Below are 10,982 nucleotides of genomic sequence, written 5' to 3'. Positions count from 1 at the left end.
TCAAAAGGGTGAGGGACCACGGTTTCAGAAAAAGGAGCAAGACCAAAGGAGGCAAAAGGGTCTTAAAACGCAGAAGAACGAAAAAAAGAAAAAGATTGACCGTGAAGATCAAAGGGAAATGATGAAAAAGGAGGGGTTTCCCAAATCCCTGAAAATTAAAAACAAAAAAGAATGGGATGAGGTGATCAAAAAGGGGGAAAGATCTTTCACACACAATCTGCTCTTATTGCGCCTGAAAACTGCAGAGAAGGGAAATAAGTTCGGTATAACCTTGAGCTCTGCCCTGAAAGGAGCAGTGAAAAGGAACCGGATAAAAAGAGTCTTAAGGGAGATACTTAGAAGAAATAAGGACAGATTTCTTCCCGGGGAGAAAGTAATCCTCATCTACAGATCTAAAGTGACAGAGATAAGTTACCATGAAATTTTAAATGAATTTTCCGGACTTTTTTAAATTCAAGAGCATTGATGTATAAAATCTTCATTTTACTAATCAGGATTTATCAAAACACCCTGGGAATGGTTTTTCCTCCGAGCTGCAGGTTTTTCCCTTCCTGCTCAGAATATTCAATTCAGGCTTTTAAAACTTTCGGGGTTTTTAAAGGGACCTGGCTTTCCGTAAACAGAGTTTTAAGATGTAACCCTTTTAATCCTGGAGGATATGACCCTCTGTTAAAGAGTCACTCGCATAAACATAGTAAATCTTTACAGGAGAAAATAATTGGATAAAAGAACCGTAATTGCATTGCTTCTCATTGGTCTAATTATCGTACTGTACCCATATTATGTCCAGTTGATAACTGGTGGAAAAGGAGTTGCTCCTCCCAAAAAGGTGGAACAAGCTCCCATAGATACCTTAGAACAGCAGGAGAAAAAAGAAGAGGTTCCTTTAAAACCTGCAGGTGAGATCTTACTTGCCCCTTCATCGGTTCCTGAGAAAAAAGTTTTCGTGGAGAACTCTTTTTACAAAGGGTCTTTTAGCACAAAGGGCGGGGTTCTGACAAGTTTTATCTTTAAAAAGTATAAGTATTCTCAGGGTGAGCTGATTGAGATTATCCCTGAAGATACAATTTATCCATTGAATATATCTTTTCCGGATATAAATCTGGATTTAAGCCAGATAGATTTCACAGTGGATAAGGAAACTCTTTTTCTCTCTAAGTCTCATCCAGTTGACAGTTTGACTTTTAGTTTTTCAGATGAAAGGGGCTTTTCTATTGTAAAAAGATTTATCTTTTTTGAAAATAAATATGATTTTCAACTCCAATTTGAGGTTTCTTCCAAGGATAAAAACTTAGGCAGGAGCTATCTATTCTCCTGGGGAAGCGGAGTCAGTCCCACAGAGACTAACCTGAGTGAAGACCTCGGCTATTTTGAAGCCTCCTCTATGATGGGAACAGAAGTAGTCAAAATCAAAAATTTCCAGCAGCCTAAGGGTTCAAATATCGGCAAAATGGAAGAGTTCAGGTCAGGTGAAACTAAATGGGTTGCTACCCGCAGTAAGTATTTCTTCGCCTCTTTAGTTCCTCTTTCCAATCCTGCAATAGGGTTTAAAGCAGAAGGGACCAGGGAAGTAAAATATTTAAATGATAAGAAGTTAGAGGAGAAGAAGATAGGGATTACTTTAGAGATGCCAACTGGTGGTATGACGTTTCAGAATAACTTCATGGTTTATGTTGGCCCTGTAGAGTACCATATCCTGAAAGGATATAAAATCGGCTTAGAGAACTTAGTTGATCTGGGCTGGAAGATTATCAAGCCTTTTTCCCTGGCGGTCCTGTGGATATTTGTAAATCTGCATAAGGTAATTCCGAATTACGGGCTGGTGATTATCGTTTTCACCATCTTAATAAAAATACTCTTTCATCCTTTAACTCATAAAAGCGTTACCTTAGCCCAAAAAATGCAAGAGTTACAACCTAAAATAACAGCCCTTAAAGAAAAATATAAAAAAGACCCGCAAAGGATGAATCAGGAGATAATGAAGTTGTATAAAGAACAAGGGGCAAACCCTTTAGGAGGTTGTCTTCCCCTTTTACCTCAGATGCCTTTATTTTATGGTCTTTTTGTTGTTTTCAGAAGCACGATTGAGTTGAGAGGGGCAAGCTTCATATTCTGGCTAAATGACCTCTCACAAATGGACAAATACTACATTCTTCCTGTCATAATGGCAGTTACTATGTTCTGGCAGCAAAAGATGACCATAAAAGATCCGAAACAGATGGCTATGGTATATCTGATGCCTGTTCTGTTTTTCTTCTTATTCAAAAGCTTTCCAGCAGGTCTTACCCTTTACTGGACCTTCTATAATATCCTCTCTCTGATCGAGCAGTATTATATTAAGTCCAAGATGAAGCCCAAGGTGGCTGTAGCTTAAATCATGGAGTTGTTGTCGAAGTCTTTTTGGGTTAGATTTTTTGTAGGGACAGGGATTGTTGAGCGATGCGAAATCCCGCCAAAAGCGGTGGTCCCTGTCCTGACCTAATGCGGACAGCCACACGGTTCGACAAGCTCCCTTCGGGTCTGAGCCTCAGGGTCAAAGACACCGTCCTGAGCTAAGTCGAAGGAAGGGTTGTCCCTACACATTCTTAATAAACATCCCGAATATGAAAGATTCTACCGTCCGCCGCAGGCGGATCTCCAACACAGAAGATACCATAACCGCTATTTCCACCCCGTTTGGAGAAAGCGGTATTGGAATTGTCAGACTCAGCGGCAAAAATTCGGTATCAATAGCAGATAAAATCTTCAAAGGGGACATTTCTCCGGGCAAAGCAGAAAGCCACAAGGCAAACTACGGTAAGATATTTTCTGCAGATAATGGTCAGATCATCGACGAGGTCTACCTTACTGTCTTCAAAGCGCCGAAAAGCTATACCAAAGAGGACCTGGTAGAGATAAGCTGTCACGGCAGCCCGTTTGTGCTCTACAGGGTCCTTCAGGAGATAATCAAATCCGGCGCAAGGCTGGCTAATCCTGGGGAGTTTACCCTCAGAGCTTTTTTGAATGGAAGGATCGATCTGACCCAGGCAGAGGCAGTGGCTGAGATAATCAAGGCTAAGACGGAGTTGAGCCTGAAACAGGGGTTAAAACATCTGCAAGGGGAATTGTCAGACAAATTAAATCTCATCCGGGAGGAGCTAATCAATATCTTAGCTGAATTAGAGGCAAGGATTGATTTTCCAGAGGATGAGATCGAGGAGATAGATAGGTCAACTGTTCAGAAGAGGATGGAAAAGATTGAATCTGAGATAAAAAGCTTGATTGACACTTATGAAGAGGGGAAAATTCTGAAAGAGGGGCTGAGGCTGGTTATCGTTGGGAAGACTAATGTGGGGAAATCATCTCTTTTGAATGCCTTTTTAAAAGAGGAGCGCGCAATTGTTACCCCGATTCCCGGAACGACCAGGGATGCTATCAGCGAATATACTAACTTCAAAGGCTTGCCGGTGAGATTGACTGATACTGCCGGTTTCAGATTTTCTCAGGACAAAATCGAGATCGAAGGTATAAAAAGGACCAAAATCGAGATAAATAAAGCTGACTTTATACTTTTGGTGATCGATGCTTCAACTGGTGTGACAGAAGAAGATAGGGAATTGGAAAAAGAGCTTTCTGACTTTTGCCATATAATTGTGATTAATAAGGTGGATTTAGTCTCAGATGAAAAGGTCAGAGAAATTGAGCTGAGCTTCCTCGAGAAATCAAAGAAGATTCAAAAAATTTCAGCTCTCAAGGGAACCGGGATCGAGGAGCTTAAGGAAAAAATCGCTGACGAGGTCTTCTTTTCCAAAAAAGGACTTGACCAAGAGATAATAATCTCTAATTTGAGACATAAGGAAGCATTATCCAAAGCAGTTCAATCTCTGTCCCTGGCTAAAGAAAGCCTTATGAAGAATATGAGCTTTGAATTTGTGGCTTTGGACTTGAGAGTTGCCCTGGATGCAATTGGAGAGATTGTGGGCAAGGTTGTAACTGAAGATATCCTGAATAAGATTTTTTCGGAGTTTTGTATTGGGAAATAAAAGGTATTATTAATATGGTCAAGAAAGGCAGTGAGTGCAATTTAATTAGTACAGATAAACCTATGTTAGACGATGAGAGCGGAGATCAGTTTGCGGAATTGGTTTGTTTTGAAAACAGCGCGCAGATTGACTCTGTGAATACAAAAATAAGGGAGGTTTTCTATGATTACCATATTTTTCATAATAGGCTGCCTTCTAACATTCCTCTTTCTGCGGAAAAAACGGGAAATAGAAAAGTATCGCTATAAAAAGGGCATCCTTTACTTTTTTTATAAGAATAGTCTGGATTTCCTGGTGCCGTTCGTTGTTGTTACCTCTCTTTATCTGGTGCTTGCTTTGGTCATCTCTATTGTCGTGGCTTCGGATTCTGCCACACTCCACTTTCTGATTCGGGTTGAGGAAACTCTGGCAAAAGTGAAATCTTTTTTTTCAATTTTCAAATTAAATGCAATACAAGCACTGATAGTACTTTTTGCACTTTACTTTTTAGGCTTTCTGCGCTTTCCAGCCGAAAAATCAAAGAAGCTTTTTACCTTGTTTGATAAATATCAATTATTCGTTAGACGGACTTACATCGTTTTGGTGTTATTATGTTCATTTACCTTTTTTGGAACACAACTTGGCGAACCTACCAAAAACGTAAGCCTTCGGATTAAAACCGTAAGAGAAGGATACGCCGACCTTTGTAAAGAGGTTCAAGATACTATCGCCGAAGAAGTAGCTATAGGCCTCTATCCCAAGGTGCATGATCAATTTCCTCAATCTTATCAAGATGCTTTTGAATTACCAACCAAAATTGAACAAGAGACAAATGATCTTCGCGATTATTACAACTCCGTTCGGACTGAGTTTGGTGCTAATGATAGGAATGTCGAGGCCATACTTGAGCGAGGCTCCTCGCGAACGAAAACCGCTTCTGATTTAGAAAGAGAGTTAAAAATTCCCGAGGATTCCCCAAAGAGGAGGTATTATCTTGTCGTTACCGATCCGCGTCAAATAAACTATGAAAAAATAGATAATGCCAAAACCGCCATTAGCAAATATCGAAATCGCTTGCAGTCGCGAGTGATTAACTTGCTTCAAATCGAAGGGGGGAAAAAAATTACCTCCCAAATTCCAAAGGTTTTTACCGGCGAGGTCAAAATGGCGTTGTTCCGGCAGGTTATTAAAGAGTATCCCATTCTAGAACCCGTTGTTGATGTCTTCTTCAGAACGCTTGACGAAAAACTCGAAACAAAAGTGGAACAAGCGGTTGATCGCGTCATCAATACCACGGTCAAAAGTCCTGAAAATGTCGAGAAAGTAATTACTGAAGAAACAGGAAAAATCGTTCAGCAAAAGGATGTTGAAATACCAAAAGGGGCTTTGGAAAATGCAAATAGAGCAAGCAAACAGTTAAAAAATGAACTCGCAAATATAGAAAAAGCTAGAACGAGTCTCTTTTATTCTGTAACTCCCAAGGAACCGAGTATCAAGTTGAACTCCAATTTGAGTGTAGATATTACTTGGTCTTCGGTTCCAGAGGCACAATCATACAGGGTTTATTGGTCACGTGATATAAGCGGTCCAATCGATAGAGCGAATTCAGTAAGTGCAGATAGAACATCGATGGAAGATTGGCCTGACGAATTCCCCACGTATTATCGTGTTACCGCAGTCCGAGGTAGATTAGAAAGCAAACCTTCCAAGCTAGGTAAGGCAGAGCTTTTATCTAGCCAAGGAGGAACACGATGCCAGATTTGCGGTGACAAAGCAGCTGGTTATTGTACAAATAGGAATATATACGTTTGTAGCTCATGCAATTACTATACAGCAAAAAGTGGAACATATTGGAAATGTCCTTGAGAAATTTATGATATTAATGGATTCGCCTAACAAGGCTCTGCACCTGACTGCTATTCCGCTGCGCTCCATAGCGGCAGGTGAGCTTAGTCGTTAGGTTACTTGTTAACTCCGATGGGAAAAAGGGAAAAAATCAGCAGAAATGATCAATGCCCTTGTGGCAGTGGGAGAAAATACAAGCATTGCTGTGAGGGCCGAGTCGACTGGGATCGGATACTTCATGACAACCCGCCAGACTGGAAATCAAATCTCTCCGCGCGAGGCAGAAATATCTTGTTCCTTGAGCGCGTATTCGCCGCGCTGCAACTTGACAGGGAACCCGGCCCGAAGTCTCTATCCGACTTCAAAGCAGCATTTACACCTAAAGCGGTTAGGGAGATTAACGAGGCTATTATTGATGTTTGGCCTAAAGATATTGATCTGGAATCTGTACTAAAGAAATCACACGCAGATGTATCTGGGCTGTATGTGGGTGAATATCAAACCGATTTGCTTCTTCGAGGTGTCACCCGACACTCGCTGTATGCCAATAAAATTCTTCTCGTCGATCCCTTCGTCTATCCATTGAGTGTGCGAGAACAATACAACCCAATTCATTATCCGGAACAGTTCAGAACGCAGACGCTTAAGAACATTGACATATGGTTCCACTTCATACCTTGGATAAAGGCGGGAATCGTAGAATTTATTCGAACTCCCGCAGATTTTGATCCGAGACTTAATTGGGATTCTTTGCATAGCCAAAAAAGGAAATACGAAGAGAGCGAAGAGCTTAAAGCGCTCCTAGAGGAAACTGCAAGAACGAAAGTCGAGGAATACAAGGAACGAGAGGGTTTGCGAATGCTTGTTCTCTCGGCTCCGGATGACTACCTTCGCAGAACTTTCAGAGAACTTAAGCTCGGCACAGATAAGTTTGAGGAAGATAAATTCATAGCCCGCATTCATGAATTGCGCAAGCGCGATCCATATTATTTGGAGCCCGTTGAGCATGATGGTAAAGGCTGGTCTGAGTATCACATTATGACCACGGGGGCGAGCTATGACATCGCGAGACTTACTGCGTCGATTACAGGATCATACTTGGTGACGGATCTGCCAACTAGGTGGAAAGAAATGGAGCTGGATAGAGAGCAACACGGCGCCAGTAATGCGGAGTGGTCTCCTCTCGCAAAAGCATTCCAAAACGTCGATTTAAAATTCCTAAATAATCTCGAGTTGACCCACGCACTCACATTAAGAAGCGAGGGACGCCTTTCGAAGCTGAGAGCTTTTTTACGTCGGCTTTGGGCCGCAGCGTCCTCGGAAAATCCATATGGTGAGGATAAGGTGCGAATTCTTGCGGACGAACTTGAGGCAGAGGTAGCGCTGGCACAAGAAGAATGGAAACAGATTGACCGAGACTTAATCAAATGGGCCGGCGGTGAGGTGGCGGCAGGGCTATTGGCTGGAGGACCGCTTATCGCCTCCGGGCATGCGGGATTTCTTGCAGCTGCTATTGCAGTAGCGGGGGCGACAAACCTTATTACGTCTACTCTGAAGAGGAAAGGCTTCCCAGACAAACTCCCAGCCGCGTTTTTTATGGATCTTGCAAAGAAGCAAAGGAACACGGACTAAATGAAAAAGTGGCCTAACAAACGCTCGTAGCCGACGCTTATAAGCGCAGCGTTAGAGCTTATAGGTTTTATGAATAAAGAAAAACTACCGATTTCATCTGCTATACAGGAACCGAATCATGTTAGACTGGTTTGAGACGATGGAGGAGCGCCTCTGGCTCCTTCCGGTCCACAGGATCCAGATTCGGAATGAAAAGGGAGAAGAAGAGGCTCGGCTCTGGCAGCTGCCGGGGATGGTCTGTCAGGCTTTCAATTTTCTCGTTACCCAACAAGTATAATTATTTGACAGTTTGTTGGGTAATTATTTCTTTGACAATTGTTACCCAACAGCGTATAATCTAATACAGATTGTTGGGTAACAGGAGGAGATATGGTAGGTGTGATAAAAGGAGTCCTCAAAGAGGAATTGCATAATTCTTTGCGGATGAAAAAAGAATATGAGCAGGCGTTAAAAAATCTGCCGCAGGGCTGTCTGGCGGTGAGAGAGATAAAAGGTCATAAATATTATTATCTGGTAAAAAGGATCGATAAGAAAGTAAAGTATATCTATAAAGGGAAAATATCTGAGAAAGAAAAACATAAGTATTCAGAAGCAAAAGAGTTGAGGGCAAAATACAGAAAATTGCTCTCCCAGGTGAAAAAGCAGATCAGGTTTTTGAGGAGCTCTTTGCGTGGAAAAGAAGCAGTATGAGCTGTGCCTTGAGATTTTAAGGAGGTTCCATAAAGCGAAAATCTTAAATGATTTTGTGCTGATTGGTAGCTGGTGTGTATTTTTTTATAAAGATTATTTTTCCTCTGTTTCCTATATCAATCATGCTACTCTAAAAACAAGAGATATGGATTTTCTTATAAGCAAGCCTGATAAGATAAAGCAGACAATAGATATACCTGCCCTGCTTAAAGACCTGGGGTTTGTTACAGGTTTTCGTGGACCAAGGGGCTACATAAAACTTGACCATCCAGACCTTATAGTTGAGTTCTTAGTTCCGGCGAGAGGCAAAGGTTCAGATAAGCCATATTCTGTGCCTAAGTTAGGTATAAACGCTGAAGCGTTAAGGTTTCTTGATTTTCTATCAGAGAATACTATAAGAGTGAAGGTTGAAGATTTCTATTTGAACTTACCCCATCCTGCCAATTTTGCCTTACATAAGTTAATAGTTTCCCAGCGAAGAGACAAAGAAGATAAGGCCATAAAAGACAGAAACATTGCTATTGAGATTTTAAGGGCTTTAATCAATAAAGAAGAAGAAAATATTATTGAGAAGGTTTTTAAATCACTACCTGGAAAATGGCAAAAGAAGGTCATTCGAGGCTTAGAAGAGATAAATGAAAAAGAGATTTCGGGTATTTTTAAGAAATAGAATAGAATAAGATTTTCTCGGAGTTTTGTATCAGGAAATAAGAATCATGTCAGACTGGTTTGAGACGATGGAGGAGCACCTCTGGCTCCTTCCGGATGAAAAGGGAGAAGAAGAGGCTCGATTCATCAAGAAGGCATTGCGATTGCGCAAGGGGCAGGCAGTGCTGGACGCCCCGTGCGGTGCCGGGCGCATTGCTTTTCACTTAGCTTGCCAGGGTTGTGCTGTCACAGGTGTGGACCTGCGCCCTCAGTTTGTGAATCGTGCGCGGCGCAGATTTCGCACGGCAGGATTACAGGGCAGATTCAAGGTTATGGACTTACGCAGACTGGAGTTCGAGCAGGAGTTTGACGGGGCATTCAACTGGGGAGGTAGTTTCGGTTACTTTTCAGATGAGGAAAACTTGGAACTCGTCCGGCGTTACGCTCGTGCGCTTAAGCCTGGTGGCAGATTGCTGGTCGATCAGGTCAACCGCGAATATATCCTGAGGCATTTTATCCCGGAGCAACGCCGCGGTGAGGTGATTATTCGGAATTACTGGTACAGGGATACCCAGCGGATTATCTCCCGCAGGATCATCAACGGGCACAATGACCCGAAGAATATGTCTTCAATGCGGGTCTACACCCGTAGGGAGACAGAGCAGTTGTTTGAGCAAGCCGGTTTGGTGATAGAAGCCTTGTATGGGTCTTTCAAAGGGGAGCAGTTTTGCCGGTCAAGTCCGCACATGATTGCTGTGGGCAGAAAACCATAACAAGAAAAAACAACTTAATATATAAAAAAGGAGTCAGGCCAATGAAATACAGGGTGCACAGATTCGATATCAGGATGACAAAGGACCAGAACAAATTAGAGCAGTTCCTGAATAGCCTGGAAGGCGAAGTCATCTCAATATTCCCTAACGTCACGCTCGGTTTTCCCTGGGCGCATCGGGTGGACTTTCTTTTTATTGTGGAGAAGCTGCGCTGATTAGACTCCAGAGATAAGAAGGTAGCCACCCATGTGGGTGCATTCTTTCTTGTAGCGCTGTAACGCAGACTAAAGTCTGCGGCTACCAATAAGTTACTCAGATGAAGATAAAATCAGGATCCCCAATTCTGGTAACAGGTGCAAGTAGCGGTATCGGGAATCACCTGGCCAAATATATTGCCGCGCGAGGGCATATCGTCTATGGTACTGCCCGAAAAGACAATGACCTGGCAGAATTAGAGAAGATCGAGAATGTTATCCCGCTCAAATTGGATATTAGAAACCCGCAGCAAATCCAGAATGCGTTCAATTTCATCGTGAACGAGGGCAAGGGGTTATATGGGCTGGTAAACAATGCAGGTATTGGCGAGCTTGGGATGTTCAGCACCTGGACGGATGAAGAAATGTTTGAAATTTTTGATGTCAATGTTTTTGGCGCTCACCGGATGACGAATACTTTTGTCAGGTTACTGATCGAGTCAAAAGGGAGAATCGTAAATATAGGTTCTCAGGGTGGAATCATCACCTATAAGTATTTTGGTCCATATACGATGACCAAACACGCTCTGGAGGCTTACACGGTCTCTCTAAACCTGGAATTGGAGCCTTATGGAATCTGGGTTAGTATAGTCCAGCCTGGTGGAATCGTTTCCAATGCAGGTTCAAATTCATTGCCAGGCACAATAGCCCGATTTCAGCGCGCAGCACCCCCATTTAAAGAAGAAGCAGAACAGGCCCTGGCAAGCTTTAACCAGCCTTCCCAGCCTGACGACGGGGAAGAATCGGAAACAAATAGAAAGCCATCCTCGCCCGAAATAGTTTCTGTCGCCGTGTACGATGCATTATTCTCAGAAAGGCCTAAACTAAGATATTTAGTCGGCACAAAATGGGAAGGCGATAGGGTGATTAATGCTCTGATAGATAAATTGCTTGACGAAAATGATAATCCTCAACACAATTATTCACGAGATGAGTTAATCGCACTATTAGATCGAAACATTTCTCAAAGAAGCAATAAATGATGATTAATTAAAAATAAAACGTAAATAACTGAAAATAGGTAATTTGTAATTTAACTACTGCTTGCACCTGGCCCAAAGGAGCGTGTTTTTGAATCCTCTCAAAAGTTTACAAGTTATTCACTATCTTGAACTTATGGCGTGCACCTTTGGGCAGGT

Annotated in this window: 12 protein-coding genes; all 12 read left to right on the top strand. The window is 42.3% G+C overall.

Features of this window, described 5'->3' with window-relative positions:
- Positions 1 to 122 (top strand): 50S ribosomal protein L34 (locus MUP17_01540; GenBank protein MCJ7457659.1); only part of this gene is annotated, 122 nt, incomplete at its 5' end.
- Positions 119 to 451 (top strand): ribonuclease P protein component, encoded by a 333-nt coding sequence (gene rnpA / locus MUP17_01535; protein MCJ7457658.1) that lies wholly within the window; start codon positions 119 to 121, stop codon positions 449 to 451. The genes MUP17_01540 and rnpA, both read left to right, overlap by 4 nt.
- Before the next feature lie 14 nt (positions 452 to 465).
- Positions 466 to 726 (top strand): membrane protein insertion efficiency factor YidD, encoded by a 261-nt coding sequence (yidD, locus tag MUP17_01530; GenBank protein ID MCJ7457657.1) that lies wholly within the window; start codon positions 466 to 468, stop codon positions 724 to 726.
- Positions 719 to 2,374: a membrane protein insertase YidC gene (gene yidC / locus MUP17_01525; protein ID MCJ7457656.1), complete on the top strand. Its 1,656-nt coding sequence runs from the start codon at positions 719 to 721 to the stop codon at positions 2,372 to 2,374. Before yidD ends, yidC begins: the two co-directional genes overlap by 8 nt.
- Before the next feature lie 229 nt (positions 2,375 to 2,603).
- A complete protein-coding gene (mnmE, locus tag MUP17_01520; protein MCJ7457655.1) occupies positions 2,604 to 4,022 on the top strand; it encodes a tRNA uridine-5-carboxymethylaminomethyl(34) synthesis GTPase MnmE in 1,419 nt (472 codons plus the stop codon).
- 162 nt (positions 4,023 to 4,184) lie between these two features.
- Positions 4,185 to 5,867 carry a fibronectin type III domain-containing protein gene (locus MUP17_01515; protein MCJ7457654.1) on the top strand — a complete coding sequence of 561 codons (1,683 nt, stop codon included), beginning with the start codon at positions 4,185 to 4,187 and terminating at the stop codon, positions 5,865 to 5,867.
- Positions 5,868 to 5,978: 111 nt separating this feature from the next.
- Positions 5,979 to 7,478 carry an SEC-C domain-containing protein gene (locus tag MUP17_01510; GenBank protein MCJ7457653.1) on the top strand — a complete coding sequence of 500 codons (1,500 nt, stop codon included), beginning with the start codon at positions 5,979 to 5,981 and terminating at the stop codon, positions 7,476 to 7,478.
- A gap of 369 nt (positions 7,479 to 7,847) precedes the next feature.
- Positions 7,848 to 8,168: a hypothetical protein gene (locus tag MUP17_01505; protein ID MCJ7457652.1), complete on the top strand. Its 321-nt coding sequence runs from the start codon at positions 7,848 to 7,850 to the stop codon at positions 8,166 to 8,168.
- Positions 8,149 to 8,838, top strand: a complete 690-nt coding sequence (locus MUP17_01500; protein ID MCJ7457651.1) for a nucleotidyltransferase domain-containing protein — start codon at positions 8,149 to 8,151, stop codon at positions 8,836 to 8,838. The genes MUP17_01505 and MUP17_01500 overlap by 20 nt, the downstream gene beginning before the upstream one ends.
- Positions 8,839 to 8,884: 46 nt before the next feature.
- On the top strand, positions 8,885 to 9,589 hold the full coding sequence (locus MUP17_01495; GenBank protein ID MCJ7457650.1) for a class I SAM-dependent methyltransferase: 705 nt from the start codon (positions 8,885 to 8,887) through the stop codon (positions 9,587 to 9,589).
- A gap of 41 nt (positions 9,590 to 9,630) precedes the next feature.
- The gene (locus MUP17_01490; GenBank protein MCJ7457649.1) at positions 9,631 to 9,804 is read left to right on the top strand and encodes a hypothetical protein; all 174 of its coding nucleotides are present in this window, start codon (positions 9,631 to 9,633) and stop codon (positions 9,802 to 9,804) included.
- 101 nt (positions 9,805 to 9,905) lie between these two features.
- Complete coding sequence (locus tag MUP17_01485) at positions 9,906 to 10,826, top strand: SDR family oxidoreductase (protein MCJ7457648.1); 921 nt, start codon at positions 9,906 to 9,908, stop codon at positions 10,824 to 10,826.
- Positions 10,827 to 10,982: the final 156 nt, after the last annotated feature.

The organism is Candidatus Zixiibacteriota bacterium, from assembly GCA_022865345.1.
In the GTDB taxonomy this organism is placed as follows: Bacteria; Zixibacteria; MSB-5A5; order MSB-5A5; family RBG-16-43-9; genus RBG-16-43-9.
The sequence above is the reverse complement of the archived record's forward strand: the minus strand, read 5'-3'. Positions and strand labels throughout refer to the sequence as shown.

What these genes read in the sequence shown, in the direction of transcription:
- MUP17_01485 (MCJ7457648.1), top strand. Translation starts at nt 9,906, where the DNA reads ATGAAGATAAAATCAGGATCCCCAATTCTGGTAACAGGTGCAAGTAGC.
- MUP17_01490 (MCJ7457649.1), top strand. Translation starts at nt 9,631, where the DNA reads ATGAAATACAGGGTGCACAGATTCGATATCAGGATGACAAAGGACCAG.
- yidD (MCJ7457657.1), top strand. Translation starts at nt 466, where the DNA reads ATGTATAAAATCTTCATTTTACTAATCAGGATTTATCAAAACACCCTG.
- MUP17_01505 (MCJ7457652.1), top strand. Translation starts at nt 7,848, where the DNA reads ATGGTAGGTGTGATAAAAGGAGTCCTCAAAGAGGAATTGCATAATTCT.
- mnmE (MCJ7457655.1), top strand. Translation starts at nt 2,604, where the DNA reads ATGAAAGATTCTACCGTCCGCCGCAGGCGGATCTCCAACACAGAAGAT.
- MUP17_01515 (MCJ7457654.1), top strand. Translation starts at nt 4,185, where the DNA reads ATGATTACCATATTTTTCATAATAGGCTGCCTTCTAACATTCCTCTTT.
- rnpA (MCJ7457658.1), top strand. Translation starts at nt 119, where the DNA reads ATGATGAAAAAGGAGGGGTTTCCCAAATCCCTGAAAATTAAAAACAAA.
- MUP17_01495 (MCJ7457650.1), top strand. Translation starts at nt 8,885, where the DNA reads ATGTCAGACTGGTTTGAGACGATGGAGGAGCACCTCTGGCTCCTTCCG.
- MUP17_01510 (MCJ7457653.1), top strand. Translation starts at nt 5,979, where the DNA reads ATGGGAAAAAGGGAAAAAATCAGCAGAAATGATCAATGCCCTTGTGGC.